The 26,230-nt window shown below is 70.6% G+C and carries 25 protein-coding genes; 12 read left to right on the forward strand and 13 right to left on the reverse strand.

Annotated elements, in window-relative coordinates:
• The first annotated feature begins 32 nt into the window (after positions 1 to 32).
• From JAO81_RS08680 to JAO81_RS08690, 3 genes are all read left to right on the forward strand, one after another.
• Positions 33 to 731, forward strand: a complete 699-nt coding sequence (locus JAO81_RS08680) for a DUF4389 domain-containing protein (RefSeq protein ID WP_199547217.1) — start codon at positions 33 to 35, stop codon at positions 729 to 731.
• Complete coding sequence (locus JAO81_RS08685) at positions 728 to 1,114, forward strand: hypothetical protein (protein WP_199547218.1); 387 nt, start codon at positions 728 to 730, stop codon at positions 1,112 to 1,114. Before JAO81_RS08680 ends, JAO81_RS08685 begins: the two co-directional genes overlap by 4 nt.
• Positions 1,115 to 1,270: 156 nt before the next feature.
• Entirely contained in the window at positions 1,271 to 2,275 is a 1,005-nt protein-coding gene (locus JAO81_RS08690) for a GerMN domain-containing protein (protein WP_199547219.1), read from the forward strand.
• Between the two features lie 68 nt (positions 2,276 to 2,343).
• Here the strand turns inward: JAO81_RS08690 and JAO81_RS08695 are convergent, their stop codons facing one another.
• The 6 genes from JAO81_RS08695 to JAO81_RS08720 form a co-directional block, all read right to left on the reverse strand.
• Positions 2,344 to 2,589 (reverse strand): acyl carrier protein, encoded by a 246-nt coding sequence (locus tag JAO81_RS08695; protein ID WP_199547220.1) that lies wholly within the window; start codon positions 2,587 to 2,589, stop codon positions 2,344 to 2,346.
• Entirely contained in the window at positions 2,586 to 4,076 is a 1,491-nt protein-coding gene (locus JAO81_RS08700; RefSeq protein ID WP_199547221.1) for a dihydrolipoamide acetyltransferase family protein, read from the reverse strand. Before JAO81_RS08700 ends, JAO81_RS08695 begins: the two co-directional genes overlap by 4 nt.
• Entirely contained in the window at positions 4,069 to 5,103 is a 1,035-nt protein-coding gene (locus tag JAO81_RS08705; protein ID WP_199547222.1) for an alpha-ketoacid dehydrogenase subunit beta, read from the reverse strand. The genes JAO81_RS08700 and JAO81_RS08705 overlap by 8 nt, the downstream gene beginning before the upstream one ends.
• Entirely contained in the window at positions 5,100 to 6,158 is a 1,059-nt protein-coding gene (pdhA, locus tag JAO81_RS08710) for a pyruvate dehydrogenase (acetyl-transferring) E1 component subunit alpha (protein ID WP_199547223.1), read from the reverse strand. Before pdhA ends, JAO81_RS08705 begins: the two co-directional genes overlap by 4 nt.
• Positions 6,155 to 7,957, reverse strand: a complete 1,803-nt coding sequence (gene acsA / locus JAO81_RS08715; protein ID WP_199547224.1) for an acetate--CoA ligase — start codon at positions 7,955 to 7,957, stop codon at positions 6,155 to 6,157. The genes pdhA and acsA overlap by 4 nt, the downstream gene beginning before the upstream one ends.
• A gap of 61 nt (positions 7,958 to 8,018) precedes the next feature.
• Entirely contained in the window at positions 8,019 to 8,288 is a 270-nt protein-coding gene (locus JAO81_RS08720) for an SHOCT domain-containing protein (RefSeq protein ID WP_199547225.1), read from the reverse strand.
• Between the two features lie 322 nt (positions 8,289 to 8,610).
• On the opposite strand from JAO81_RS08720, the gene JAO81_RS08725 reads away from it, so the two are divergent.
• The 4 genes from JAO81_RS08725 to JAO81_RS08740 all read left to right on the forward strand — a co-directional run bounded on the left by JAO81_RS08725 (position 8,611) and on the right by JAO81_RS08740 (position 13,729).
• Entirely contained in the window at positions 8,611 to 8,844 is a 234-nt protein-coding gene (locus JAO81_RS08725; RefSeq protein WP_199547226.1) for a DUF2180 family protein, read from the forward strand.
• A 732-nt stretch (positions 8,845 to 9,576) separates the two neighbouring features.
• Entirely contained in the window at positions 9,577 to 10,575 is a 999-nt protein-coding gene (locus JAO81_RS08730; protein WP_199547227.1) for a nitroreductase family protein, read from the forward strand.
• Between the two features lie 38 nt (positions 10,576 to 10,613).
• Complete coding sequence (locus tag JAO81_RS08735) at positions 10,614 to 11,345, forward strand: HAD family phosphatase (RefSeq protein WP_199547300.1); 732 nt, start codon at positions 10,614 to 10,616, stop codon at positions 11,343 to 11,345.
• Positions 11,342 to 13,729 (forward strand): glycoside hydrolase family 65 protein, encoded by a 2,388-nt coding sequence (locus JAO81_RS08740; protein WP_199547228.1) that lies wholly within the window; start codon positions 11,342 to 11,344, stop codon positions 13,727 to 13,729. Before JAO81_RS08735 ends, JAO81_RS08740 begins: the two co-directional genes overlap by 4 nt.
• Before the next feature lie 79 nt (positions 13,730 to 13,808).
• Here JAO81_RS08740 and JAO81_RS08745 read toward each other — a convergent pair whose 3' ends face one another.
• From JAO81_RS08745 to JAO81_RS08775, 7 genes are all read right to left on the reverse strand, one after another.
• The gene (locus JAO81_RS08745; RefSeq protein ID WP_199547229.1) at positions 13,809 to 14,234 is read right to left on the reverse strand and encodes an Hsp20/alpha crystallin family protein; all 426 of its coding nucleotides are present in this window, start codon (positions 14,232 to 14,234) and stop codon (positions 13,809 to 13,811) included.
• Between the two features lie 110 nt (positions 14,235 to 14,344).
• Entirely contained in the window at positions 14,345 to 15,250 is a 906-nt protein-coding gene (locus JAO81_RS08750) for a universal stress protein (protein ID WP_199547230.1), read from the reverse strand.
• A 121-nt stretch (positions 15,251 to 15,371) separates the two neighbouring features.
• A complete protein-coding gene (locus JAO81_RS08755) occupies positions 15,372 to 16,244 on the reverse strand; it encodes a universal stress protein (RefSeq protein WP_199547231.1) in 873 nt (290 codons plus the stop codon).
• Positions 16,245 to 16,292: 48 nt separating this feature from the next.
• Positions 16,293 to 16,811, reverse strand: coding sequence for a flavodoxin domain-containing protein (locus tag JAO81_RS08760; RefSeq protein ID WP_199547232.1), 519 nt, complete (start codon positions 16,809 to 16,811; stop codon positions 16,293 to 16,295).
• A 69-nt stretch (positions 16,812 to 16,880) separates the two neighbouring features.
• Entirely contained in the window at positions 16,881 to 17,777 is an 897-nt protein-coding gene (locus JAO81_RS08765; protein WP_199547233.1) for a universal stress protein, read from the reverse strand.
• A gap of 98 nt (positions 17,778 to 17,875) precedes the next feature.
• Complete coding sequence (locus JAO81_RS08770; protein WP_199547234.1) at positions 17,876 to 18,376, reverse strand: universal stress protein; 501 nt, start codon at positions 18,374 to 18,376, stop codon at positions 17,876 to 17,878.
• Between the two features lie 28 nt (positions 18,377 to 18,404).
• Positions 18,405 to 18,866 carry an OsmC family protein gene (locus JAO81_RS08775; protein ID WP_199547235.1) on the reverse strand — a complete coding sequence of 154 codons (462 nt, stop codon included), beginning with the start codon at positions 18,864 to 18,866 and terminating at the stop codon, positions 18,405 to 18,407.
• 268 nt (positions 18,867 to 19,134) lie between these two features.
• Between JAO81_RS08775 and JAO81_RS08780 the strand changes: the two genes are divergently transcribed.
• From JAO81_RS08780 to JAO81_RS08800, 5 genes are all read left to right on the forward strand, one after another.
• Positions 19,135 to 20,229 (forward strand): hypothetical protein, encoded by a 1,095-nt coding sequence (locus tag JAO81_RS08780; protein WP_199547236.1) that lies wholly within the window; start codon positions 19,135 to 19,137, stop codon positions 20,227 to 20,229.
• An 11-nt stretch (positions 20,230 to 20,240) separates the two neighbouring features.
• The gene (locus JAO81_RS08785) at positions 20,241 to 20,741 is read left to right on the forward strand and encodes a hydrogenase maturation protease (protein WP_199547237.1); all 501 of its coding nucleotides are present in this window, start codon (positions 20,241 to 20,243) and stop codon (positions 20,739 to 20,741) included.
• 4 nt (positions 20,742 to 20,745) lie between these two features.
• The gene (hypF, locus tag JAO81_RS08790) at positions 20,746 to 23,082 is read left to right on the forward strand and encodes a carbamoyltransferase HypF (RefSeq protein ID WP_199547238.1); all 2,337 of its coding nucleotides are present in this window, start codon (positions 20,746 to 20,748) and stop codon (positions 23,080 to 23,082) included.
• A 5-nt stretch (positions 23,083 to 23,087) separates the two neighbouring features.
• A complete protein-coding gene (locus JAO81_RS08795) occupies positions 23,088 to 23,345 on the forward strand; it encodes a HypC/HybG/HupF family hydrogenase formation chaperone (protein WP_199547301.1) in 258 nt (85 codons plus the stop codon).
• 139 nt (positions 23,346 to 23,484) lie between these two features.
• Positions 23,485 to 26,208 carry a bifunctional GNAT family N-acetyltransferase/acetate--CoA ligase family protein gene (locus JAO81_RS08800; protein WP_199547239.1) on the forward strand — a complete coding sequence of 908 codons (2,724 nt, stop codon included), beginning with the start codon at positions 23,485 to 23,487 and terminating at the stop codon, positions 26,206 to 26,208.
• The last annotated feature ends 22 nt before the right edge of the window (positions 26,209 to 26,230 follow it).

Below are 26,230 nucleotides of genomic sequence, written 5' to 3' on the forward strand. Positions count from 1 at the left end.
CTTGGGCCGATCCGCCGAGGAAGGAGTGCGCCATGAACAGCGCAACCTCCGAACTCTCCCAGCCCCCGGTCGAGTCCGGGCATCCTGCCCGGCTCACCGCCACCCTCGACCACCCGCTGTCCCGGTGGCTGTGGCTGGTGAAGTGGCTGCTCGCGCTGCCGCACGTCGTCGTCCTGGCGTTCCTGTGGGTGGCGTTCGTCGCGCTGAGCGTGGTGGCGCTCTTCGCCGTGCTCCTCACCGGGCGCTATCCGCGTGTCCTGTTCGACTTCAACGTCGGTGTTCTGCGCTGGAGTTGGCGGGTCTCCTATTACGCCTACGGAGCCCTCGCCACCGATCGCTATCCACCGTTCACCCTGGCTGACGTACCGGACTATCCGGCTCACTGGGAGCTGGGGTATCCCGAGCGCCTTTCGCGCGGAAACGTCCTGGTGAAGTGGTGGCTGCTCGCCGTCCCGCACTATCTGGTGCTCGGCTTCCTGCTCGGCGGCGTCCGCGTCCCCTGGGTCGCGGGCGGGCTCATCGGCCTGCTCGCCCTGTTCGCCGGAATCTCGCTCGCGTTCACCGGGCGCTATCCACAGGGGCTGTTCGATCTGGTGACGGGCTTGAACCGGTGGGTCCTTCGGGTGGCCGCCTACGCCGCGCTGCTCACGGACGTCTATCCGCCGTTCCGGCTCGAACAGGGCGGATCCGAAACCGGCCGAGCCGACCCGGAGAAGGAGTTCACGTCATGATCACGGCCATCTTCGCGGCCTTCCTCATCGCTCACGGTCTGATCCACCTGCCGGTGTGGGCGGCATCTGGGCCCGCACAGGACGGCAACAGGCCCCCGTTCGACGCGCGGCACTCCTGGGCACTCGCCGTCGCGGGGCTCCCGCAAGCGCGGGCAGGACGGGTCTCCATCGGTCTGGCCTCGGCCGCCGCGATGCTGTACGTCATCGCAGGGGCGGCCGTGGCGTCCGGCGGCACCGCCTGGGCAACCGCGGCGGTCATCGCCGCCGTGGTGGGGCTGGCCCTCAAGGTCCTCTGGTTCCACCCCTGGTTGTCCCTGGGCGTGCTTCTCGACGTCGGCGTACTGATCTCGGTGTACACCTACTGGCCCGCCTCTCTCTACTGAGGCCCCTGGCTCTGCACCGAGGCACCCCGGCGCCGGAGGACACCGCCCCGCCGAACGGCCCCGTGCTGCGTGCCGTCCAGCCACCCAGTGGGCACCACGCGGCACTTGGCCTGCCCCGCCCCACGGCGTTTGCTTGAGGTGTCCCAGGAGGATGCCATGAGCACCGAGGCCCGCATCACACCCGAACGCTTCCACCGACTGCACCGAACGGCCTTCGCCACTCTGTTGTTACTGCCGCTCGCCCTTACAGGCTGCGCCGGCGGCGAGTCCGCGAACTCGTCGCCAGGAACTCCCGGTTCGGACACGGCCGCCGCAGGCGGCGCCACCGGAGGCACCGCTCCCGGTACGAGCGCATCCCCGGGGGCGGCAACCCCCGGCAACAGCGCTGCTCCCTCGGCACCGCCCTCGTCCGCGCCACCGTCCGCATCGCCGCAGGCCCCGGGCCGGCGCCTGGTCCGTACGGCCGTGTACTTCCTCCACGGCGAGCGGGTGTCGCCCGTGCCGCGCACGGTGCGGGCCCCCGCGACCGCCGCCGAAGCCCTGCGGGCCCTCCTGGCCGGGCCCAGCCGGACGGAACGTGCGCAAGGACGTACGACGGCCATACCCTCCGGCACGGTGCTGCGCTCCGTCGCGGTCGAGGACCGCGTCGCCACCGTGGATCTCTCCAGCCGGTACGACGACGGGGGCGGCAGCCTGTCCATGCGCGCCCGGGTCGCCCAGGTCGTCTTCACCGCCACCCGCTCCCCTGCCGTCCACAAAGTCCGCTTCGAGCTCGACGGCAAGCCGGTGACGACGCTCGGCGGTGAGGGGATCGTCCTCAACCGCCCCGTCTCGCGCGCCGACTTCGAAGATCTGACGCCAGAGATCCTGGTCGAGTCGCCCATGGTCGGTGACACCGTGCGAAGCCCGGTCCGGGTGTGGGGCAGTGCCAACACGTTCGAGGCCACGTTCCGGCTGAAGGTCACGGATGCCGCGGGGCGCAGGGCCGCAGAGGTGCTCGTCACCGCGTCCTCGGGCAGCGGTGCGCGCGGAACGTTCGACGTGACCGTCCCGTTCAAGGCCACGCGCTCGGGTCCTGGCGTCCTGACCGCGTACTACTACTCGCCCCGGAACGGCCGGGCGGTAGTCGTCGACACCGTGCCGCTGACCGTGCAGAAGTGAGACCGGTTCGCGACACGCATCCCCGGCGCACGGCGGTCGCGCCGGGGATGGTCCATGAGAACGGAGCGTCAATTCTGCCGGCCCAGCAGGAAGTTCGTGACGTCGGCGAGCGTCGTCAGCGCGGGATAGTCATCCTCGTCGATCCGCACTCCGGTGCGCTCCGAGAGGAGTTCCACCAGGCCGACGAAGTCCAGCGAGTCGAGTTCCAGAGCGTCACGGAACTTGTCGTCCGGCCCGACATCGGTGAAGTCGGCGTCCGGCACGATCTCGGTGATGGAGTCCTTGATCAGGACCATGGTTTCGGTGCGGTTCATGACAACTCCTCGGGGTTCTGCAGCAGTCGGTCGACGGCGGTCAGGAAGCGGGCTCCGATCGCGCCGTCGGTGGCTCGATGGTCCGCACAGAGGGTGGCCGTGACGACAGGTCGCACGCCGAGCAAACCGTTCACGGCCCACGGGCGTTCGACGACAGCGCCGAAGCCGACCAGCGCCACTTGCGGCGAATGGATCACGCCGTAGACGGACTCGGTTCCCTGGTCGCCCAAGTTGGTCACGGTGAGGGTCGCCCCCGAAACCTCCGATGCCCTGAGCCGCCCCTTGCGGGCGCGCTGCACCAAGTCCTTGAGGCTGTCCATGAGTTCCCCGGGCGGGAGGGTGTCGGCGTTCTTGATCACAGGAGTGAGAAGACCGCCGCCCCGCAGCGATACGGCCACTGCGAGGTGCACTCCTTCGCCGGGTGCGAAGGAGTCGTTCTGCCAGTACCCGTTGAGTTCCGGGACGCGACGGGTCGCGAGGGCCGTGGCCTTGAGCAGCAGGGCCGCAGGGACGAGACGCCGGCTCGGGGAGAGAGCGCGGTTGCGGGTGTGCAGCCACTGCGTGGCCGCGGCCAGGTCGATGGTGGTGGCGAGGTAGTAGTGCGGAATCTCGCGCTTGGAGCGGGCCATGAGGTCGGCGATGGCACGACGCATGGCTGCGGATCGGCGGTCGGCGGACGTTTCGGGGGACGGCTCTCGGGTCCTGGCCGGGCCTGGGTCGCGAACCCGGTCCGGCGCCGGTTCCTGTACGACGGACACGGGCACCGGAGCTGCGGCCCGTGCCGCATGCGCGGCTTTGACGTCGTCGGCACGAACCGCTCCGTTCTCCCCACTGCCCCGCAACCCGGCGAGATCCAGGTCCAGTTCATCAGCCAAGCGCCGGGCGTACGGAGTGGCCCGCACCCTGACGGCTCTGTCTTGGGGCGGCTGCTCGACCGGCCGGGCGTGCTCGATGTCGGCCCGGGTGACACGGCCGCCACGCCCTGTGCCGTGGACCGCCGCAAGGTCGATGCCCCGCTCGGTGGCGAGGTGCCGGACGAGCGGCCCAGCCTCGATGCGCAGCGGGCCTGCGCCCTCGGCGGCGGTGTACGGCGCGGCCCTGGTTTCGGACGGTCCGGGCACGATCTGCGGTTCGGCAGCGCTCTGCAACGCGGATACCGAGGCGTTGTGGAGCGACTCGATCTCGGGCATCACCTCAGCCGGAACCTGCGGCGGGACAGGATCCGGTGCAGCCGTCTTCACGACCGCCGCGTCACCCGCCCCGATGATCGCGAGGGGCGCACCGACCGGCAACACCGCGCCGGGTTCTGCCAACAACTCGACCACCGTGCCGGATTCGAAGCACTCGATCTCGATATCGGACTTGGCCGTCTCGATGACGGCGACCACCTGGCCCTTGGCCACCGTGTCGCCGGGCGCCACCAGCCACTCGGTGAGCGTTCCCTCGTCCATGTCGGCGCCGAGGGAGGGCATCGTGAACTCACCCATGGCGGCCCACCGCCTCCCGAGCCGCCGCCGCGATCCCGGCCGCCTGCGGCAGAGCCGCTTCCTCGAGTTGACGGGCGTACGGGATGGGCACTTCGGCACTGCACACCCGCCCCACGGCCGCGTCGAGTTCGAAGAAGGCCTGCTCGGTGATGCGGGCCGAGATCTCGGCGGCCAGGCTGCCGGTGCGCCAGGCTTCATCGATGACAACAGCCCGGTGGGTGCGGGCCACGGAGCTCATGACGGTGGCGTCGTCCAGGGGCCGCAGCGAGCGCAGATCGATCACCTCGGCGCCGATGCCGTCCTGTTCGGCGAGCAGATCGGCGGCGGCGAGGGTCTTGGGCAGGCTGCCTCCGTACGTGATGAGGGTGACGTCGTCCCCCGAACGCCGGATCGCCGCGGTGGTCAGGTCCGCGGGAGCGCGAGGGGAGGCAAGGTCGCCCGAGAGGTTGTACAGCGAACCGTGCTCGAAGATCACCACGGGGTCGGGATCCGCAAGGGCCGCGGCGAGCATCCCGCGAGCGTCCTCAAGGGTTGCCGGTGCCAGGACACGAATGCCCGGGATGTGCGCGTACCAGCCCTCCAGGCTGTGCGAGTGCTGGGCGGCGAGCTGCCGGCCCGCACCTGTCGTCATTCGGATCACGACGGGCACGGAGAGCTGTCCGCCGGTCATGTGGCGCAGCGTGGCGGCGTTGTTGAGGATCTGGTCAAGGGCGAGCAGGCTGAAGTTGACCGTCATGATCTCGACGATCGGGCGAAGGCCGGCGATCGCCGCCCCGATGCCCATGCCGGTGAACGCGGACTCGGACAGCGGGGTGTCGCGTATCCGCTCGGGCCCGAACTCCTCGAGCAGACCGAGACTCACGCCGAAGGCGCCGCCGTACTTGCCGACGTCCTCGCCCATCAGGAAGACCCGTTCGTCGGCCGACAGGGCCTCGCGCATCGCCTCGCGCATCGCCTCGCGGTAGGTGGTCTTCTGCGTGGAACCCGCCTTGGACTCGGTCCTCGGCTTCGTCTTCGTGGGGCTCATGACCGTGCCTCCGCCGGGTCGGTGTGCACATGACGGAGCAGCTGATCCACGGGTTCTGCGGGCGCGGCCTCGGCAGCCGTCTCCGCGTCGGCGACCTCGGCTTTCGCCTCGCGGTCGAGTTTCTCGAAGGCGGCATCGTCCAACTCTCCGTCCGCCCGCATCCGTTCGGTGAGCGCCTCAATCGGGTCGTGGGCACGCCACTGGTCGATCTCGGTCCTGTCTCGGTAGCGGTCCGGGTCGTACATGGAGTGGGCGCGGTAGCGGAACGTCTTCAGCTCCAGGAAGTGCGGGCCGTGGCCCGCACGGATGCCGTCCACGGCACGCCGGGCGGCCGACTCGACGGCCAGGACGTCCATGCCGTCCACGGCCCAGGCCGGCATCCCGTACGACGCCGCGCGCATCGCGAGATCGGTCTGGGCGTGCTCCACCGCGATCGGCGTCCCCATGGCGTACAGGTTGTTCTCGCACGCGAGAAGGAGCGGCAGGTCCCAGAGGGCGGCGAGGTTGGCGGTCTCGTGGAACTCGCCCTCGGCGAAGGCCCCGTCGCCGAAGTAGCAGCAGACCACTCCCGGTCCTCCGCGCATCTTCTCGGCGAGCGCGATCCCGGCGGCGAGCGGGATACCGCCGCCGACGATGGCATTGCCGCCGTAGAAGCGGCGGGCCACGTCGGAGAGGTGCATGGAGCCGCCGCGGCCACCGCTGCAGCCGGCGGACTTGCCGTACATCTCGGCCATCACCGCGGCGACGGGCACCCCTCGCGCCAGGGCGTGGCCGTGTTCCCGGTACGTCGAGACGACGGCGTCCTCGGGATCGAGCGCCGCCCCCACCCCGGTCGCGACGGCCTCCTCACCGATGTAGAGGTGGACGAACCCTCGGATCTTCGCGGAGCTGTAGAGCTCGACGCAGCGCTCCTCGAAGCGGCGGATAAGGAGCATGGTGGCGAGGAGGTCGCGGCGGTGCTTGGCGACGGCGTCCACACTCCCACGGGCCTGGGCAGCAGGCACGGCGAGACCTGCGGTGCTGTCGGCGAGCTGCTTCCTGCGGGCTGCGGTCATGGCGTCTTCTCCGGTTCCTGAGGCGTCTCCAGCGTGGAGATGTCCCCTTCGGGCAGGCCCAGTTCGCGGGCGCGCAGCAGGCGCCGCATGACCTTGCCACTGCGGGTGTGCGGCAGGTTCTGGTCGAACGCGAGCTCGCGGGGCGCCACAGCGGGCCCCAGGCGCCGGCGGGCGAAGGCCAGCAGCGTGCGGCGCACCTCGTCGCTCGGTTCGGTCCCGGGACTGAGGGAGACATAGGCCTTGACGATGGCGCCCGCGGTGTCGTCGGGGCGGCCGATCACTCCGGCCTCGGCGACCAGGGGGTGTTCGAGCAGGGCGCTCTCCACCTCGAAGGGGCTGATGAGATGGCCCGCAGATTTGATCACGTCGTCGGCACGGCCGACGAACCAGAAGTAGCCGTCGGCGTCGCGGCGCACCACATCACCAGTCAGGTACCAGCCGTCGGCGAAAGCGGCCTCGTAGCGGTCCTTGGCGTGCAGATAGCCGCGGAACATGGAGGGCCAGCCCGGCCGTAGGGCCAGCTCCCCCTCCTGGTCCGGCTCTTCGAGTACGCGCAAGGGGTCACGCTCGGCGCGCCCGTCTGCCCCGCGAGCCAGCACGGCCGCCTCGACTCCGGGCAGTGGGCGTCCCATGGAGCCGGGCTTCACCGGGCAGGCCGCGAAGTTTGCGATCATGATGCAGCCCGTCTCGGTCTGCCACCAGTTGTCGTGGATGGGCAGACCGAGTACGTCCTGCCCCCAGTCCACTGCCTCCGGGTTGAGAGGCTCCCCGACGGAAGCGATGAACCGCAGGGCCGAGAGGTCGTAGGAGCGCGGCAGGTCGTACGACCCCTCACGGGGCGTGGCGCGCATCAGCATGCGTACGGCGGTGGGGGCGGTGTACCAGACGGTGACCCGCTGCTCGGCGAGAATCCGGTACCACCGCCTCGTGTCGAAGTCGCCCTCGTCCACGACAACAGTCACGCCGTGGGTGAGCGGGGCGATGATCCCGTAGGACATGCCGGTGACCCAGCCGGGGTCGGCCGTGCACCAGTACACGTCGTCGGGGTGCAGATCGAGGGCGTAGGCGGCGGTGATGTGGTGGGCGACCACGGCATCGTGCACATGGACCGCCCCTTTGGGCACGTCGGTCGTACCACTCGTGAAGTGGAGCAACGCCATCTCACCGGGGTCGGTGTGCAGTGGCGTGAACTCCTCGGACGCGTCCGCCATCAGCTCGTCGAAGGACTCCGTACCCGGCAGCGCACCGCGCCCCTCTCCGACGATCAGTACGTGCTCCAGCTCGGGCAGGCGTTCACGGACGGGCGCGACCTTGCGCAGGTACAGCGCCTCTGTGGTGACCAGGACTCTGGCGTTGCCCAGGCCCATCCGTTGGGCGACCGGGTCAGGGCCGAAGGCGGAGAACAGCGGGCACAGCACGCTCGTGTTCTTGAGCGTGCCGAGCACGGCCGTGAACAGTTCCGGGCAGCGCCCGAGCAGCGTGAAGACCCGGTCACCGCGCCCCACCCCGAGGGTGCGCAGCACGTGCGCGAACCGGTTCGTCAGCAAGGCCAGTTCGTGGTACGACACCGACTCGACCGGGCCGTCGCGGCGCACGCAGCGCAATGCGGTGTGCCGGCCGCGCCCCTCGGCGACGTGCCGGTCGACGGCCTCGTACGCGATGTTGAGCCCTCCGCCGGGCAGGCCCGACATGTGTGCGCGCGCACGATTCCAGGTGAACTCCGCGCGTGCCAGGGAATAGTCGGTGAGCCGGGGAGTGACGCCCGGCCATGTCGGCTTGGTAATGACCTCTCGAGCCATGGCGTTGCCCTCCTCGCGCGGTATGCCGGTGCTCCCACCGTTCTGCGGAGAACAAGGCCCGCTAAGGGGCCGAAGGTCCCTTGCCGGGACCGACCGGGCCCGCGTCCTGCTCGCGCAGGGCCGCGATGGCGCGGCGGTAGGCGGTCTCGTCGATCTCGCCCCTGGCGAACCGCTGCGCAAGGGTCTCCAGCGGTGTCGGCAGCGCCGCGCTGTGCCCCGTCACCCCTGCGGGGTGCCCCGTCCATCGCAGGACGGCGACGACCACAGCGGCCACCAGAACGAGCAGCAACAGGCTGCTCAAGCCGGCCAGCAGCCAGCCCCAACCATTCATTGCATGGCCGTACGTTCCCGGCCCGTGCCCCCAAGTTGTCGACCACACGGTGCTCGCCTCCAATTCCCGGTTGTGCCCGGCGCACTCTGCGTCGTCATCTCCACCGAACACCCCACGATCCGGCTGAGCCCCGGGCCGCTCTTCCCTTGCAGGGAGCCGAACGGGCTCAATACGTCACCGTGTACCTCGAAGGGGCGCGTGGGCAGAGGCCGTGCGTCCTCGGCAACGGCCCGGGCGGCCCCTGTCACCACCCGGCCGGCGGCGACACGATGTCCTCGAAGACGAGCAGGAGACCCGTCTCGCGAGCGAGAGGGGAAGCGACATGAAGTGCTACGACTGCGCGCAGGCCGGCGAGGCCGTGGACGCGGTCGTCGTGTGCCGACACTGCGGCTGCGCGGTGTGCACCGGCCACGCCCACGTCACCATCGAGGAGACCCATCGCGTCGTCGGCACCGGAGTGTCCTACGGGCCGCACAAGGCGCGCCACGCCACATGCACCGTGTGCCACCGGGGCGAGATGTTCGTGCCCTCGGTGGCGGGGCGTCGGTCCGCCTGAACCACCGTCGTTGACAGGTAACTTCGGACGCTTCGGCAAGAGCCCGGTTCCCGGGTGGGAATCGTCCCCACCCGGGAACCGGGCCGGGGGCGCCCCCCCCCCCCCCCCGCCACCCCCCCCCCCCTTGCGTACGGTGACCCCGCAACGCTCCGAGGCGGCGCCTGGGACTCCGGGCTCGCCGTCAGGTTTGATGCCCGGCGTGTACCGTCCGGCGGTCGCGCCGCGTATCCCCGGCTCCGTCGTGCCGACTCGCACTCGGCGACGTTCCCTCGGGCCGTCCGTGCAGGTTCCTCCGCGGCCCGTGGCCGCGGCCGGCGCCACGTGCACCGCCACGGTTCTGGTGCGCCAGGTCGTAAAGCCACTCGGCCGCCGCGGTGGCCACGAACACGACCACCATCGCGACAGCGAGCGACGTGAAGAACATCTGCCAGAAATCCGCGTCCAGTGTTGTCCTCACGGCCCTCACCCGCTTCCTCGACTCGCCCGGTTCATCCTCTGCCTCCAGCCAACACCCGATGCACCGTCGGCGCCCCGGGCCACCCAGCTCCCTCCACGAGCCGAACGGGCAGTCGGTCAGGGCCTCTTGGGCCATCGACTCGCACGGAGTGACAGTCACCCGGCCCCCGAGTGGGGCCCAACGGCCCCTGCCTCGTGGCGGAGTTCCTCGCCCATGCTGAAGCCCTGCCCGAACCAGGCGGCGCACGCCGGCCGCCGAGGTGAGAGGAGGGACCCATGCACCCCCTGGCCCTGGACGCCGCCACACTGACGGCCCTGGTGTCCGCCGCCACGGCGGCACCCTCCATGCACAACACCCAGCCCTGGCGCTTCCGTCTCGACCCCGGCACGGTCACGGTGGAGATCCATGCCGCAGCGGAGCGGAGCCTGCCGTTCGAGGATCCGCAGGGGCGGGCGCTGCACGTCGCCGCGGGAGCCGCCGTGTTCAATCTGCGCCTCGCCGTCGCCCACTTCGGCTGGGATCCCGTGGTACGTCCCCTACCGGACCCCCGTCTCCCGAGCCTGCTGGCCACTGTGCGACTTGCGCCACGGGCGCGCGCTGAGCAGGCGATTCGCGGTGATCTGTACGACGCGATCTGGCACAGGCACAGCAGCCGGCTCCCGTTCGGCGACCGTCCGGTCGAGCCCGGTCTTCGGCTCGAACTCTCCGAAGCCGCCCATGCGGAGGGTGGGGTACTCGACTGGCCCGAGCCCCACGAGAGCGCGCGACTCCTGACCGTGACCGCCGAGGCCGAGCAACGCAACCGTCTCGATCCGGATCGCGGCACCGAGAGCCGTCGTTGGCTCGATCGCGAAGGAGACACGGGCATACCTCAGGCGGCACTGGGGCCGCAGGACGCCTTCGAACAACTGCCGCTCAGGGACTTCTCCGCGCGACGGCATGTGGAACAGCTCCCGTCCCGGGCGTTCGAGCGCTTTCCCACTCTCGCCACGCTGATGACCGAGCACGACCGTCGCACCGACTGGCTGCGGACGGGGCAGGCGTTGCAGCATGTGCTCCTGGTCGCCACCGCGCACAAGCTGCGCGCGTCACTGCTGCACCAGGCCATGGAATGGCAGGACCTGCGCAGCCGTCTGCGTACGCCACACGCACCCTCCGGCCATGTCCAGATGCTGATCCGCCTCGGCTACGGCCCCGAAGGAACGGCCACGCCCCGCCGTGCGCCGCAGGATTTCCTGGACACCGGTGATGCCGCCGGTACGGAGGGCGCGTGAGCACCGCCGGAAGGACCGGCGCATCCGATGACGTGTCGATGCCGGCACTGCGCGGCATCCGCGCCGTGGTCTTCGACACCGACGGCGTGATCACAGATTCGGCCCGGGTGCATGCGGCAGCGTGGAAGACCGCCTTCGACCTCTTCCTGCGCGAGCACCCGCCTCAGGATCCCGCCCAGCGGCGGCCGTTCGACGTGCGCGATGACTATCTGCGCCATGTCGACGGAAGGTCCCGGACCGACGGGGCCGCGGCGTTCCTGGCCTCTCGCGGAGTCGAACCCTCCCCGGAACTCGTCGATGCGGTCGCCGCGGACAAGGAGCGGCGCTATACCGAGCAGTTGCGCACACACGGAATCGACGCCTACCCGGGCACGGTTCGCCTGCTGCGCCCGCTGCAGCGTCTGGGTGTTCCGCTGGCGGCGGCCTCCGCCTCCCGCCATGCCCGTGAACTCCTCACCGGCGCCGGCGTGTTGCACATGTTCGACACTCTGGTCGACGGCAGTGAGGCGGCACGCCTCGCACTGCACGGCAAGCCTGCGCCCGACCTGTTCCTGGAGGCCGTCGGCCGGCTCGGCGTGCCGGCGGCGCAGGCGGCCGTCGTCGAGGACGCCCTTGCCGGAGTCGAAGCCGGCCGGCGCGGCGGCTTCCGCCTCGTCATCGGCGTGGACCGTTCCGCTGAACCGGGCACCCGGCAGGCGCTGTTGGACCACGGAGCCCACATCGTCGTACGCGACCTCGCCGAACTGCTCGAGGAAGGACCATCGGTGTGACGGACTGGACCTGGAGCTACGAGGGATTCGACCCGGCGCAGGAGAGGCTCAGGGAATCTCTGTGCACGCTCGGCAACGGCTACTTCGCCACGCGCGGAGCCGCCCCGGAGTGCGCAGCCGACGCTGTGCACTACCCGGGCACATACGCCGCGGGCTGTTACGACAGGCTCACGTCGCACATCGCCGGGCGCGAGGTGGAGAACGAGGACCTGGTGAATCTGCCGAACTGGCTGCCGCTGCGGTTCCGGGTACACGATCCGTCCGACGGCGCGGAGCCCGGCCCATGGCTCACCCCCGACTGCGAGGCCCTCACCGGCTACCGGCAGATCCTCCGGCTGAGCTCCGGCCTCCTCGAGCGCCGGTTGTGGTACGCCACACCTGCCGGGGGCACCCTGCACGTGCGGCAGCTGCGCCTCGTCCACATGGGAGACCCCCATCTGGCGGCCCTGCGCACCGAATTCAAGGTCGAGGGCGACACCTGCGTCGTCGACGTCGAGGCAGCGCTCGACGGGTCCGTCTCCAACTGTGGCGTGCCGCGCTACCGCGAGCTCAACGGCAACCACCTCACTCACGTCCACACCGGTGACTGCGCTCCGGACACCGTGTGGCTGCGCTGCCGCACCACCACCTCCGACATCCGGATCGGCATGGCCTCCCGCATCGAGGCGAACGCGCCGCTGCACGCCGCACACGGCGACCGGCGCGCCACTCAGCGCATGTCCTTCACACTGCACGCCGACGAGACCGTCACCGTCGACAAGACCGTCGCCCTGCACACCTCTCGCGATCCGGCCATCAGCGACCCTCTGCACGCGGCGATCGACCGCCTCGCCCGCGCGCCCGGATTCGATCACCTCCTCGAAGCGCACCTCACGGCCTGGGATCAGCTGTGGCGCAGGACCGACCTCGACGTACCGGGGCAGGCGGGGCGGATCCTGCGCCTGCACCTGTTCCATGTCCTGCAGACCCTGTCTCCGCACACCGCCGGGCTCGACGTGGGCGTTCCGGCACGCGGGCTGCACGGCGAGGCGTATCGCGGTCATGTCTTCTGGGACGAGCTCTTCGTGCTGCCGTATCTGAACCTGCATGTGCCCGAGGTGTCCCGCGCCCTGCTCACCTACCGCCACCGACGCCTGGAACGTGCCGTGTTCGCGGCCCGGGACATCGGGCGGGCCGGCGCCTGCTATCCATGGCAGAGCGGCAGCGACGGCCGCGAGGAGACACAGCAGTTGCATCTCAACCCGCACTCAGGACGCTGGCTGCCCGACCACTCGCACCTGCAGCACCACGTCGGGTCGGCGGTGGCGTACAACGTGTGGCAGTACTGCGAGGCCAGCGGCGACACGGAGTTCCTGCATACCAAGGGCGCGGAGATGCTGCTGCAGATCGCTCGGTTCTGGGCGGGCTCCGCGACGTACGACGAAGGGCTCGGCAGGCACCGGATCCGCGGCGTGGTCGGCCCCGACGAGTACCACGACGCCTATCCCGGCGCCGCCGAGCCAGGCCTGGACGACAACGCTTACACGAACGTGACGGCCGCATGGGTGCTGGCCCGCACGCTGGAAGTAGTACGCGGCTTACCGGAACCGCGTCGTCGGGAACTGTTCGAGCGGACCGGCCTCGACGGCGGTGAGCTCGAGCTGTGGGAGGACGTCTCGCGCACTCTGTACGTTCCGTTCCACTCCGGTGTCATCAGCCAGTTCGAGGGCTATGGGGAGCTCGAGGAGCTGGACTGGGCCGGCTACCGCAAGCGGTACGGCAACATCCGGCGACTGGACCGGATCCTGGAGGCCGAGGGCGACACGGTCAACCGCTACCAGGCGTCCAAACAGGCCGACGCCCTGATGCTCGGATACCTCTTCTCCCCCGTCGAACTGCGCGCTCTCTTCGAGCGGTTGGGCCACCGCCTCGACGACGAGACCTGGCGCCGCACCGTGGACTACTACCTGCGCCGCACCAGCCACGGCTCCACTCTCAGCGGCTTGGTCCACGGGCTCGTACTGGCCCGCGTGCGGCGCACGGATGCGTGGACGTTCTGCCAGGAGGCCCTGGAGGGAGACATCGCCGATCTGCAGGGCGGCACGACCGGCGAGGGTATCCACCTCGGCGCCATGGCCGGCACGCTCGATCTCGTCCAGCGCGGCCTCACCGGAATCGAGGCGCGCGGCAACGCGCTCCGGTTCGACCCCGTACCGCTGCCCGAACTCTCGTCATACGGCTTCCGTCTGCGCTATCGAGGCCACTGGGGTGTGGACGTGCGGCTGCGTCCGGGAGAGCTGGAAGTCACCGTCCCCGCCTCCGACCGGCTGCCGATCGACATCCAACTGCCTGACCGGAGCGTGTCCGTGAAGCCTGGAGAGTCCTGCCGGCTGCACCTGCCGTGACCACGCGCGAAGGCCGCCTGCGCGGCCGGTCTCCCCACCGGTCGCACAGGCGGTGTGCGGTGCGAGCGCTTCGACGCGCTCAGCCGGTCCGCACGGGAATCGTCCGGGTTCCCGCCTTGACCTCGGGAACCGGGATCTTGACGGTCAGTACGCCGTCCTTGTAGTCCGCGGTGGCGTCGTCGCCGCGTGCGCCGGCGGGCAGCCGCACGGAGCGGGCGAAGGTTCCGTAGCGGAATTCGGTGTGGTGCTTCGCGGTGGTTTCCGTGGCGCGCTCGGCCCGCAGCGTCAGCATGCCTTCGGTGATGGTGAGTTCGACGTCCTTGGACGGGTCGATCCCGGGCAGCTCGGCACGCAGCACATAGGTGTTGTCCGTCAGGGCTTCCTCGACGCGGATGCCGTGCAAGCCGGGGACTCCGTGCAGGCCCGGTACACCCGTCTCGATCCAGCCGAACAGATCGGGAAGTACCGGCGGCCAGCCTGGCAGCCTTTCGATCATGCCGCTCATCTCGCCCTCCCTCATATGCGGTTGTTCTTCCTTCTCTTCCAGGCTCTCGCCGGTCGTGGCTCCGGTCGGCCCCGGACAGAGAAGTCCCGGATGACCTCACGCCCGTGATGTCAGACGTGGGGTACGACGGCCACCGGACACCTCGCATGGTGAACAGCCGCGTGGGCGACCGGCCCGGTGTGCGGCCCGATGCCCGGATGCGCGCGCAGTCGGCGTCCGACGACGAGCAGCTCGGCGGACTCGGCCGCCTGAAGTACCAGACCGGCCCGCCTGCCGTGGCCGACGCTCGGGACCACAATCACCTCGGGGTACTTGTCGCGCCAGGGTCGCAGCACCGCGGCCAGGAAAGCGCTCCACTCGGCCTCCGTCTGCGGGGCTTTGCGGCGTGAGGTCCCGCTGGGATCCAGAGTCGTCCCCGACACCTCGTCCCAGGCATGTACCGCGCGCAGGCGGGCAGCCCGTGGCCGCGCCGCCTCGAAGGCGAACTCGATCACCTCGTCGCACGGAGCCGCGATGTCGAGCGCGACCACGACTTCGCGCGGAGCGGACTGCCCCTGTGCCGCACCGGCCGGTCCTTCAGCGGGCCCGTCCCCGGCATCCAGTTGGGGACGTACGAGCACCACCGGGCGCTCCGCATGGGCCACGGCTGCGAGAGCCACCGAGCCGGCGAGGAAGCCGGTCAGGCCGCTCAGCCCACGGGAACCGAGCACCAGGAACTCCGACGTGTCGGCCATCCTGACGAGCTCGGCCGAAGGGGCGCCCTCCAGTTCCACATCTGTCACCGGCAGATGGGGGCATACGGCATGCATCCGGTCTTCCGCCGCCCGTAGGATCGTCCGGCTTGTGTGTCGCCCGGCCGCGCTTGCGGCCTCGGACGATGGCACGTACCGGCTCGGTTGCCGTACGTGGACCAGCCTCAGTGGCACGTGCCGCAACTCGGCTTCGCGCGCGGCCCATTCGGCTGCGGCGAGACTCTCGGTTGTTCCGTCCACCCCGACGATGATCGCTCGTTCCATGGTCAGCACCTCCTGAGGTCGCTGTCCGGACCAGCGTTCCGACAGGCGACCTCAGGCGACAGGGGCCGCGTGGTCCACATCCGGTCCGATTGGCCCGGGACGCTTCCCCTTGGGCGGAGCGTCAGGGCGAGTGCGGGACGACCGCCACGGGGCACGCGGAGTTCTGGAGCAGAGCTTGTATGCGCCTGCCCAGACTTGGTTCCGTGCGGCCGTAGTGACGTTTTGCACCGATGACCAAGAGGTCCGCCGTGGTCGAGCGAGTGCGCAGCACCGTGTCCACCCGGCCCTCCACGGCAGCACGGCGCACGACGACTTTCGGGTGGTCCGCCGCCGGCCCGCGCAGAGCGTCCTCGAGAAGCTGCACGGCGCGATCACGCTGGTGCACGGGCGGGTCCCCGACGATGAGCGGATGGACCCGCAGCTCGTGGGCGGGTGCGCGCCAGGCGCGTACTGCTTCCAGAACCGCGTTCCTCGCCTCTGCGGCACCGAACGCGAACTCGACGACAGGCCTGGCCACGGGAGCCTCGCCCAGACCGAGGACCACACGACGGTGCCGAGCGCTCAAGGCCGTTGCGTCACCGCGTACAACGATCAGCGGGCATGCCGCGCGGGCGGCCAGGGACAGGTTGATGCCGCGCCCCAGCCTGACAAAGGTGTCACGGCCCCGGCAGCCGGTGATCAGGGCGGCCGCGTGCCGTGCCTCGTCCAGGAGCGTCTCGACCGCGTCACCGCCGACTGCCTCGGTGGAGATCTTCGCCTCCGTCCCCGCGCCCTGCGCTCGTCGGGCTGCACGCTCCAGCATGCGTCGGGCCGCATCACGATCCGGCGGGTTCGCGCTCCCGAGCCCTGCGGCTCCCTTTCCGGGCCGCGCCCGGACATCGGCGTACACAATCCGCAGCGGCAGACCGCGAAGGCCGGCCTCCGACACGGCCCAGTCGACCGCACGCAGACTGGCGTCCGATCCGTCCACCCCTACCACGATGGGAAGTTCCATCGGCAAGTCTCCTTCGTCCGTACGGGACACCCATCGGCGTCAGGGACGTCAGACCGGCTCCGACGTGGTGAGCTCCTGACCGATCCCGTCGGCCCAGGCCTCGATCTGCGGCCAGTCCCTCAGATCGCCGTAGCGCAGCCCCATCAGGCGGAACACCAGCCGCCCGGTGAGCGGCAGATGGCCGGGCCGGATCACTCCGGACAGGAGGCGGTGATCACGGTGCGGAATGTGCTCGGGCAGGCCGGCGAGAATGACCGGCTCCTCCGCACGGGCGAGAGGCTTCCAGGGGCCGCGCAAGGCATCCGGCATCCCCACGCTGAACAGCCACACCGAGCAAAAGCGCAGGAGATCGGCGTGAGCGCGCAGGAAGTCGCCGGCCTGCGGCAGCCATGCCTGCCCGTGCACGGCGCTGCCGAGCACGAAGGCGTCATACGCATCGACGTCGTCGACCTCGCACAGCGGCCGGGCCTCAGCCTTCAGCCCTGCCGTACAAAGGCGCTCGGCGATGCATCCGGCGATGTCCCGGGTCGATCCGTGTGCGGTGGCGTATCCCACCAGAACATTCATGGCCCACCTCCGTGGGGTCCTCGATGCGGGTCTGCCACGGCCGCGTGGAGTCCGGCTGCCGGATCGCGATCAGTCATGGGCGATGACCGCGACCGGGCACCGGACGTGACGGACGGCCAGGTGCGTGATGCGTCCGGTGTGGGTGCCGAGGGCGCTTCGGCGAACCCGCCGGCCCACGACCAGCAGTCCGGCCTCACGAGCCGCGCTCAGCACGGCCTGCCCCGGGCGTGCGTGATCGGCACAGGCCGCGACCCTCACCGTGGGGTACTTCTCCCGCCAGGGTTCGAGCGCCGAGTCCAGCGCCCACACGGCCTCGCGCTGCGGCAGCTCCACTCGCCGGCGGCTTCCGTCACCGTGCCCGGGCGGAAGGTGCCAGGCGTACAGCGCGCGCAACAAGGCCCCCCTGGCCCGGGCCGCCTCGAAGGCGAACTCGAGCAGCGGGTCGGGCGTGCCCCCGAGGTCGAGGGCGACCAGCACCTCTCGGTACGGGGTGCCCCGCGAGGCGCTGCCCGCGGCATCCGGAACGTGCTCGTCCGCCTCTTCGGCGCCGGCACGCACCAGCACCACCGGCCGTCGCACCTGCGCCACGGACGCCAACGCGACGGAGCCGGCGAGCATGCCGCCGACGCCGCCGAGCCCTTGGTTGCCCAATGCCAGCAACTCGGCGGACATGGCTGCTTCCACCAGAGCGGGGACGGGCGGTTTCCGGAGCTGATCGGCACTGATGTACAACTGCGGATACCGCTCGCCCAACTGGTCCTGCGCGCCGCGCAGGATTCTCCGCGCCCAGTACTGCGGCACACTGAGCTCAGGAAGCGTCACGGGTTCGTCATCAGCGGGCAGGCCCTCCCAGGCGTGCACGAGCCGCAATGGCAACCCCCGGCGCAGCGCTTCCCTGGCCGCCCAGTCCGCCGCGGCCATGCTTTCCGGCGAGCCGTCGAGACCCACGGTGATCGGCCTGGTCATCGTCCCCACCCCCTTCTGCGCACAGCGTCCTGCGCGGAGCGGAAGATTCGCAGGGGCCAACCGGTCCGAATGCGGGACCGGTTGGGGGGGGATCTCGGTCACGCCGGGGCACTGAGGTCGAGCCACGGCAGGTCGCTCGCTTTCGCGTCCTGAGGCAGCTCCGGCACGGTGATGACCGGGCACATCGCGTTCCGCTCGCAAGCGCGGGTGACCGCCGCGGAGGGAGCCACGGTCGCGTCCTGGCGAGTTCTTCTCCCCAGGGCTAGCAGCAGGGCGTGGCGGGCGTGATGCAGCAGTACGGCAGCGGGCGGCCCCTGGTCGAGAACGGACACGACCACCGCTGCGGGGTCGAGTTGATGGAGCTGGGCGACCGTTTCCTCGAGCGTGCGCAGTGCCCAGTGGCGGTCCTGCTCCACAGTGGGCGCGTCGCCGGCCGGCGCGTACGGCGCCCGGTACAGCCCGCTGGGCAGCCAGGCATGGACCGCGACCACTGGGGCATCGAACAGCAGCGCCTTGGCGGCGGACCAGCGCAGTGCAGCCAAGGCCGCCGCCGACCCGTCGACGCCGACGATCAGCGCTCCGTGAGAGGGCACCTCCATCACATACCTCACCTCCTTCGGCCTGGTCTCACTTCAACTCGACGCTGACGGCGGGAGGTTCACGTAGCGAGTTGTGGACGGTGCAGTGACTCGCAACGGCGCGCAGTCCTTCCCTCCGGGTCGCGTCCAGCACCCCGGGCGTCTGCACCTGCATCCGTATCGCAGCGACCCTCGCGGGCCGGTCCTCGGCCATCTCGAAGTGGGCACGCACTCGCAGTTGGTCGTACGGAAGGTGATGGCGCTGCAGGAATCGGCCCGCGTAGTAGGCGACGCACGCGGCGAGTGAGGCGACGAACAGCTCCACCGGAGTGGGCCCGCCATCGGCCCCACCGCTCTCCGGGGGCTGGTCGACGGTGAGTTCGTGGCCGCGTACTCGTACGGCATAAGACTGGCCCGCGACGTAGGTGACGGCTATCGCTCCGACCTCTCCCGATGGTGCGAAGGCCGAGCGCGACGGCTGCACGGCGCGCGTGTCGTTCTTCTGGTTCATGGCCTCTCCTGTCCTGAACCTCAGGTTGTTCGTGACGTCCGGGGTCGATTCACTGGTCAGCCGTGGCCCGTTGCCCTCAGCCAAGTGAGGTCCGGACGCTCTACCGCGCGCAGTTCCGGCTGCGGTCGGTGCCTTCCATCGTGCTGGCGGAACACCGGGCGAGACCGGGCCCAAGGGGCCTTACCTGGGGACGACCGGCCTCTGGGCCGCGCCTTCGGGCGGGCGGACGCTGGCAAGGACCTGGATTCACTCGAGGATCGGGGGCGCCATGACCACCTGTAGCGCCGTGCCGCGCCGTGCGGTGGACCATCTGCTCCGCGCCGCGGTCGCCGCCCCGTCCCTGCACAACTCTCAGCCCTGGTTGTTCACCTGTGCGGCCGACGACGTCGTGCTGTCCGCGGATGTCACCCGGCTTCTCCCCGTCACCGATCCCACGGGGCGCGAGGCCCTGATCAGTTGCGGCGCCGCCCTGTTCAATCTGCGGGCCGCCATGCGGCATCTCGGATTCCGCCCGGTCGTACGCTCGCACCCCGAACCTCACCGGCACCCGCGGCTCGCCCAAGTGAGCTGGGGACCCTACGCGCCCTCCACGCCCGAGGAGGAACTACTGCACCGGGCCATCCGGATACGGCACACCCACCGCGGACCGTTCCAGCCGGACCAAGTGCCGCCGGAGCTCATCGCGGCACTGCAGGAGCAGGCACGGATCGAAGGAGCCGAGCTCATCACCCTGCCCGACGCCCGCGAACAGCGGGACCTCGCCGAACTGATCAGGGAGGCCGAGGCCGCCCAGCGCTGCAGCCCGCCTCATCTCGCCGAACTTTCCCACTGGAGGCGGCCGTTCGGCAGCGGCCGCGAGGACGGCATCCCCGCCGACTCATGTCCCTTCCACCCGGACTCGACACTCTTCGCAGGACGCGACTTCACCGGCCTGACCCGTGCACGTCCCACCGCCGGGCCCGGCATGTCCTGGCCGAGCCGTACCGGGCTCGTCGCTCTGCTCAGCACCCCGCGCGACACACCTCAGGACTGGCTGCGCGCCGGACAGGCGCTGCAACGTGTCCTGTTGTACGCCGCAAGCCGGCAGGTGATGGCCGGCTTCCACACCCAGCCGCTCGAAGTGCCCTACCTGCGCGCCGAAGTGCGCGCCTTGGTGCCCTCACGGCAGTTCCCGCAGATGATTCTGCGACTCGGCTACACCCGTTGGCGGCTCGCCACGTACCGGCGGCCGATCGCGCAGGTGCTGAGGTCCCGCCCCCAGGCCTACCCCTCGCATACGGCCACCCCCGACGGCCGGGTGCAGGAGGTTCGGTCCCGGAGCAAGGCCGAACGGCCCCTGCCCACCGGCCGCCACGGCGCATGAAGGTGGTCGGCATGAAGGAGCGCACACGGATCGCGGCCATCGGCGTCGGCAACGAGTTCCGGCGGGACGACGCGGTGGGCTGGGCAACGATCGCGCGGCTGCGGGAACGGGCCGAGTCCCGCCCTCTGCCGCCCGGCACCGTGCTCGCCACCTGCGACGGCGACCCGGTGCGGCTGATCAGCTTATGGGAGGGCACGGACCTCGCCGTGATCGTCGACGCCGCGCACACCCACCCCGGGTCTCCCGGCCGCGTGCACCGCATCGCCATGGAGGCGGACCTCCTGGAGCGGCCGTCGGCGACCAGTTCTCATGGGCTGGGTCTCGGAGAAGCCGTCGAACTCGCCCGGGTCCTGGGCCGGCTGCCCGGCAGGATCGTGGTGTACGCGATCGAGGGCGCCGATCATTCCCTGGGCACGGGCATGTCTCCCGCCGTCGAGGCCGCCGTCGAACCCGTGACGCGGTCCATCGAGGACGAGATCACCCGGCACCGCGACACCTCAGCGCGGGGATGAGCCCATGGACGACTCGCGCAGCCCTGCACTCCACCGCTTGTTGGTGTACGGCACAGTGCAAGGTGTCGGTTTCAGGCCCTTCACCCACCGGCTTGCCACCCGCCTCGGGCTCACCGGGTGGGTGGCCAACAGGAACGGACACGTCGAAGGCGAAGTGGCCGGACCACCCGACGCCGTGCGGGAGTTCGTGACGAGGCTGCGCTCCGACGCACCACCGCTGGCAACAGTGCGGACGGTGGAACTCTCCCCCGCCCTCACGGGAAGCACAGTGCGGTTCCGTGGCTTCACGGTCCGATCGAGCACATCCGAGGCGTCGGCCGACGCCCTGCCGCGCGAAGTGCCGCCGGACGCGGCGATCTGCGACGCCTGCCTGACCGAGCTGTTCGACCCCGGCGACCGCCGCCACCGCTACCCGTTCATCAACTGCACCGACTGCGGCCCGCGGGCCACGATCATCGAAGGGCTGCCTTACGACCGGGTGCGCACCACCATGCGCCGCTTCCCGCTGTGCGCGGACTGCGCCGCCGAGTACTCCGATCCGGGCGATCGTCGCTTCCATGCCGAACCGGTGGCCTGCCCCTCTTGCGGGCCACGTCTCGACTGGAACGGGCTGCGCGGAGAACGTGCCCTCAAGGCGGCCGTCGCGTGCGTCGACCGCGGCGGGATCGTGGCGCTGAAGGGACTCGGCGGCTACCAGCTCATCTGCGACGCGACCGTTCCGGACGCGATCCGCGCTCTGCGCGCACGCAAGCGCCGGCCGGCCAAGCCGTTCGCCGTGATGGTCCGGGATCTGACCATGCTCAGCCGGATCGCCACCCCGAACACGACCGAGTCCCGACTGCTCACCTCCCCCGCGCGTCCCGTGGTGCTGCTCAAGACCCTTAGGCGCATCAGGACTTCATGGTCTACGGGCCGGGTCGGCATCGCCCCGGGCGTGCATCCGGGCACCGACCGTATCGGTCTGTTCCTGCCGACCACGGGACTGCACCATCTCCTTCTGCAGGAACTCGGCCGCCCGCTCGTCGTCACCAGCGGCAACCTGGCCGACGAGCCGATCGCGAAGGACGATGACGAGGCCCGACGCTCCCTGGCAGGCGTGGCCGACGGATTCCTCGGCCACGACCGTCCCATCCTTACCCGCTACGACGATTCCGTGGTCCAGGCGGTGGGGCGTATACGCCTGACCGTACGCCGGGCACGCGGTCACGCCCCGGCGCCGCTGCCCCTGCCCGTCCCCGCCCCGGTCCCGCTCGTCGGCGCCGGCGCGCAGCTCAAGCACACCGTTACGCTCGCCCACGGTCGGTCGGCACATCTCGCGCCGCACACCGGGGACTTGGCGGACCCGGCGACGTATGACGCCTTCCTGGAGTCGTACGCCAGGCTACGCATCCTCACCGGCGTCGAACCTCAGGTGGTGGCGCACGACCTGCACCCTGGCTACCTCTCGACCCAGTGGGCCCTGACCCAGCCCTTGCGGCACATCCCGGTCCAGCACCACCACGCGCACCTGGCCGCCTGCGCCGCCGAACACGGTCTGCGAGGCTCGTTCCTGGGCGTCGCCTATGACGGGCTCGGCCTCGGGGACGACGGCACGCTGTGGGGCGGCGAGGTCATGGTGGCCGACCTGGCCGGGTACCGGCGTGTGGGCCGCTTCGCCACCGCGCCGCTGCCGGGTGGGGAGGCCGCCGTCCGGCACCCGTACCGGATGGCCCTCGGCCACCTCTTCGGCGCCGAGGTACTCGGCACCGCCCGCCCCTCGCCCGCGCTCATCGCAAAGTTCACCGGCCGGCTCGATCCGAGAACGGTCACCACGGTGAGCGCCATGGTGGCACGGAGCCTGAACTGCCCGCGCGCCTCCAGCGCGGGCCGCCTCTTCGACACTGTGGCCGCGTTGCTCGGCCTGTGCTCGACGGTGAGTTACGAGGGCGAGGCGGGCGTCGCCCTGGAGGCCGCCGCGGGCACCCAACATGCTGCGGCGCTCGCCCACCGGCCGGTCCGGGCGGGCGGGCTGGGGGTGTACGACACGACCGGCACCCTCCTCGCTCTGCTCGACCGGCTCTCCGCTCACGAGCCCGTGGCACAGCTCGCGGCCGCCTTCCACCTGACCGTGGCCGCCGCAACGGCCGAACTCGTCGCGAGGGCTGTCGAGAACGGCGCCCCGCGCACCGTGTGCCTGGCAGGGGGCTGCTTCGTGAACCGCCGCCTGCTCATCGAGACGCGGCGCCGACTGCGCGCCCAAGGGCTGCGGGTCCTCGTCGGAACAGAAGTACCGGTCGGGGATGGCGGCATCAGCTATGGCCAGAGCGCTGTGGCGGCGGCTCGTATCGCCAAGGAGAGGTGAGCGGCATGTGTCTCGGCATCCCCGGCAGAGTCCTGGAGATCCACGACGATGCAGGCCTGCGCATGGCCACCGTGGACTTCGGCGGCGTACGACGCGAAGCCTGCCTCAACTACACACCCGAGGCCGGCGTCGGCGCGTACGTGATCATCCATGTCGGGTTCGCCATCAGCGTCGTCGACGAGGGCGAAGCGACGCGCACCCTGGCCGTCCTGCGGGCCATGGCCGACGCGGTCGAGGGGGAGCTGGGCGAACCGCTGCCCTGAAGCCGCCAGGACAGGCGACAAGGGCCGGTCGGCCCCGTGCTCCACCCCGGACGGCCTCTGCTCCAACGGTCCCGAGCGCCGGATGCTGACAGCGTCCCCGCACGCCTCGTGCATCCACGACGAGAGAGCAAGGTCCGTCATGACCCAGAGCACACCACCGCGAGGCGCGCCGCGGTCCGGCGTCCACGCCCTTCTGTCGGACGGCACGACGGTCCGCATCCGTGCGGTAGTTCCCGAGGATCGCGCCGAAGTGCTGCGCCTGTACGAGGAGATGTCACTCGAGAACCTGAGGCTGCGGTTCTTCGGGGCGAGCCGGCACTCCGCGAGCCTGGCCGTGGACCGCATGTGCGGCCCGGATCAGCCCGGTGCCCGGCCGCGGCCCGGCTACCGTGCCCTGCTGGCCGAGCACGGCACTCGCGTCGTCGGTCTCGCCGAGTACGAACGCACCGATGAGCCGGGAACGGCCGAAATCGCGCTCGCCGTCGACGACCTCTGGCACCACCGCGGTGTGGGCACACTGCTCCTCGAGCACCTGGTCTCCACGGCTCGCGCCGACGGGATCACCGCGTTCGCGGCCGATGCCCTGTCCGAGAACCACGACATGCTCAAGGTATTCGCCGATCTCGGGCTGCACACCGCACGCCGCTTCGACGGCCCCGAGGTGCACTGCACCGTTCAACTGGCCGACACCGAGGACTACCTGGCGTCCGTCGAGCAACGCGGCCGGACCGCCGATGCGATGAGCCTGCGCCCCCTGCTCCAGCCGCGATCAGTGGTGGTCGTGGGGGCCGGACGCAAGCCCGGATCAGTGGGACGCGCGATTCTGCACAACCTGCGCACCACCCGCTTCACCGGCCGTCTGTACGCCGTGAACCCGCACGCCGACGCCATCATGGGAGTCCCCACCCACCCGGCAGTCGGCGCGCTGCCCGTGGTACCGGACCTGGCAGTCCTTGCCGTCCCCGCCGCGGAGATCCCCTCCGTCGCCGAGGAGTGCGGCAAATTCGGCGTGCGCGCTCTGCTCGTGGTCTCCTCCGGGCTCGACGCCCAGCAGGCCGAGGCGCTGCTCACCGCCTGCCGCACCCACGACATGCGCCTGGTCGGCCCCAATTGCCTGGGCCTCGCAAACACCGAGCCGGAACTGCGGCTGAACGCCACATTCGCCGCCGCCCACCCTCGGACCGGGACGGCCGGAGTTGCCGTCCAGTCCGGTGGCGTCGGCATCGCTCTGCTCGCCGGTCTCGACCGGCTCGACATCGGCGTCTCCAGCTTCGTCTCCCTCGGCGACAAGTACGACGTGAGCGGCAACGACCTGCTGCAGTGGTGGGAGGGCGACGGGCGCACCGAACTGGCGCTCCTCCACCTGGAGTCGTTCGGCAACCCGCGCGCCTTCTCGCGCACCGCCCGTCGTGTCACCCGACGGCTGCCGATCCTGACGGTGGACGCGGGCCGCACCGAGACCGGTCGACGTGCGGCCGCCTCACACACTGCCGCGGCAGCCACCTCGACGATGACCCGGCAGGCTCTGTTCACCCAGGCCGGCATCACCGCCACCCGCTCCGTACCGGAACTCCTGGCCACAGCAGCCCTGTTGACGAGTCAGCCCTTGCCCGCAGACAGCCGGATCGCGGTGCTCACCAACGCCGGCGGAGCCGGAGTCCTTGCAGCCGACGCCTGCGCGGAGGCCGGTCTGACTCTGCCGCAGCTCGGCCCCGAGCTGATCGAAGATCTGCTCGCCGTTCTACCCGCGGGCGCCAAAGCGACGAACCCGGTCGACACCACGGCTGCCGTGTCCGAGGAACAATTGGGCGCCTGCATCGACCGGTTGGCGGAGAGCCCGAGCGTGGACGCGGTCCTGGTGGCCTTGGTGCCCACCGCGGTCGCTTCGGCGACCGGCGACGACCTGCCCCGCGCCTTGGCCCGCCCGCGCTCATCGAGCCTGCCCGGGCAGGACGAAGCGCGCAACCTCGACCAGGAGCGGCCGATACGGCTGCTCCCCGCCGGCGACGCCTTCGTCCCGGCGTACGCGGATCCGCAGACGGCAGCCGGCGCTCTCGCCCACGCGGTGACGCGCTCCCGCTGGCTGGCCCGACCGGTGGGCACGGTCCCGGACCTGGAGGGCGTGGACACATCGCGAGCACATGCCCTCACCCGTTCCTACCTGGAGCACCATCCGGAGGGCGGCTGGCTCGACCCGCAGGACACCGCCGAGCTCCTCGACTGCTACGGCATCGAGCAGTTGCCGTGGGCATGGGCCCGGACCGAGGACGAGGCCGTGCTCGCCGCGGACCGCCTCAAGGGCCCGGACGGCCTGACCGTTCTCAAGGCCCACTGGCCCGGCCTGATGCACAAGACGCAAGAGGGTGCCATCCACCTCGATCTACGGGGAGACACCCAAGTGCGTGCTGCTTACCGGGACTTCGAGACACGCTTCGACGGGCTGCTGACCGGAGTCGTCGTCCAGCCCCTCGCAGCCCGCGGCATCGAACTGTTCGCCGGTGTGGTGCAGGACGAGATCTTCGGTCCGCTGGTCCTGTTCGGTCTCGGCGGCACCTCCACGGACGTCCTGGCCGATCACGCGGCCCGGCTGGCTCCGCTCACCGACCACGACGTACACGACCTGATCACCGCCCCGCGCTGCGCGCCCCTGCTCTTCGGGCAGGGCGGCGCCGGTCCTGTGGACCTGGAAGGCCTCGAGCAACTGCTTCTGCGCCTCTCCCGGATGGCGAGCGACCTGCCGCAACTCGCGGAAGCCGATCTCAATCCCGCCCTTGCGCTGCCCGGCCGGATCACCGCACTCGACGTACGGATCAGGCTCCTTCCACGCAAGGCACACGACCCCTACCTGCGTCGGCTCCGCTGAGCCGGCACCCCGAGGAGGCGCA

This window comes from Streptomyces sp. N35, assembly GCF_016464295.1.
Taxonomy (GTDB): domain Bacteria; phylum Actinomycetota; class Actinomycetes; order Streptomycetales; family Streptomycetaceae; genus Streptomyces.

Bases quoted from the DNA above. Each gene is read 5' to 3' on its own strand.
- JAO81_RS08695 (WP_199547220.1), bottom strand. From the start codon at position 2,589: ATGAACCGCACCGAAACCATGGTCCTGATCAAGGACTCCATCACCGAG.
- JAO81_RS08780 (WP_199547236.1), top strand. From the start codon at position 19,135: ATGACCACCTGTAGCGCCGTGCCGCGCCGTGCGGTGGACCATCTGCTC.
- JAO81_RS08735 (WP_199547300.1), top strand. From the start codon at position 10,614: ATGCCGGCACTGCGCGGCATCCGCGCCGTGGTCTTCGACACCGACGGC.
- JAO81_RS08685 (WP_199547218.1), top strand. From the start codon at position 728: ATGATCACGGCCATCTTCGCGGCCTTCCTCATCGCTCACGGTCTGATC.
- JAO81_RS08795 (WP_199547301.1), top strand. From the start codon at position 23,088: ATGTGTCTCGGCATCCCCGGCAGAGTCCTGGAGATCCACGACGATGCA.
- JAO81_RS08725 (WP_199547226.1), top strand. From the start codon at position 8,611: ATGAAGTGCTACGACTGCGCGCAGGCCGGCGAGGCCGTGGACGCGGTC.
- acsA (WP_199547224.1), bottom strand. From the start codon at position 7,957: ATGGCTCGAGAGGTCATTACCAAGCCGACATGGCCGGGCGTCACTCCC.
- JAO81_RS08775 (WP_199547235.1), bottom strand. From the start codon at position 18,866: ATGAACCAGAAGAACGACACGCGCGCCGTGCAGCCGTCGCGCTCGGCC.
- JAO81_RS08690 (WP_199547219.1), top strand. From the start codon at position 1,271: ATGAGCACCGAGGCCCGCATCACACCCGAACGCTTCCACCGACTGCAC.
- JAO81_RS08760 (WP_199547232.1), bottom strand. From the start codon at position 16,811: ATGAATGTTCTGGTGGGATACGCCACCGCACACGGATCGACCCGGGAC.
- JAO81_RS08755 (WP_199547231.1), bottom strand. From the start codon at position 16,244: ATGGAACTTCCCATCGTGGTAGGGGTGGACGGATCGGACGCCAGTCTG.
- JAO81_RS08680 (WP_199547217.1), top strand. From the start codon at position 33: ATGAACAGCGCAACCTCCGAACTCTCCCAGCCCCCGGTCGAGTCCGGG.
- hypF (WP_199547238.1), top strand. From the start codon at position 20,746: ATGGACGACTCGCGCAGCCCTGCACTCCACCGCTTGTTGGTGTACGGC.
- JAO81_RS08745 (WP_199547229.1), bottom strand. From the start codon at position 14,234: ATGAGCGGCATGATCGAAAGGCTGCCAGGCTGGCCGCCGGTACTTCCC.
- pdhA (WP_199547223.1), bottom strand. From the start codon at position 6,158: ATGACCGCAGCCCGCAGGAAGCAGCTCGCCGACAGCACCGCAGGTCTC.
- JAO81_RS08765 (WP_199547233.1), bottom strand. From the start codon at position 17,777: ATGACCAGGCCGATCACCGTGGGTCTCGACGGCTCGCCGGAAAGCATG.
- JAO81_RS08770 (WP_199547234.1), bottom strand. From the start codon at position 18,376: ATGGAGGTGCCCTCTCACGGAGCGCTGATCGTCGGCGTCGACGGGTCG.
- JAO81_RS08720 (WP_199547225.1), bottom strand. From the start codon at position 8,288: ATGAATGGTTGGGGCTGGCTGCTGGCCGGCTTGAGCAGCCTGTTGCTG.
- JAO81_RS08700 (WP_199547221.1), bottom strand. From the start codon at position 4,076: ATGGGTGAGTTCACGATGCCCTCCCTCGGCGCCGACATGGACGAGGGA.
- JAO81_RS08730 (WP_199547227.1), top strand. From the start codon at position 9,577: ATGCACCCCCTGGCCCTGGACGCCGCCACACTGACGGCCCTGGTGTCC.
- JAO81_RS08750 (WP_199547230.1), bottom strand. From the start codon at position 15,250: ATGGAACGAGCGATCATCGTCGGGGTGGACGGAACAACCGAGAGTCTC.
- JAO81_RS08800 (WP_199547239.1), top strand. From the start codon at position 23,485: ATGACCCAGAGCACACCACCGCGAGGCGCGCCGCGGTCCGGCGTCCAC.
- JAO81_RS08705 (WP_199547222.1), bottom strand. From the start codon at position 5,103: ATGAGCCCCACGAAGACGAAGCCGAGGACCGAGTCCAAGGCGGGTTCC.
- JAO81_RS08785 (WP_199547237.1), top strand. From the start codon at position 20,241: ATGAAGGAGCGCACACGGATCGCGGCCATCGGCGTCGGCAACGAGTTC.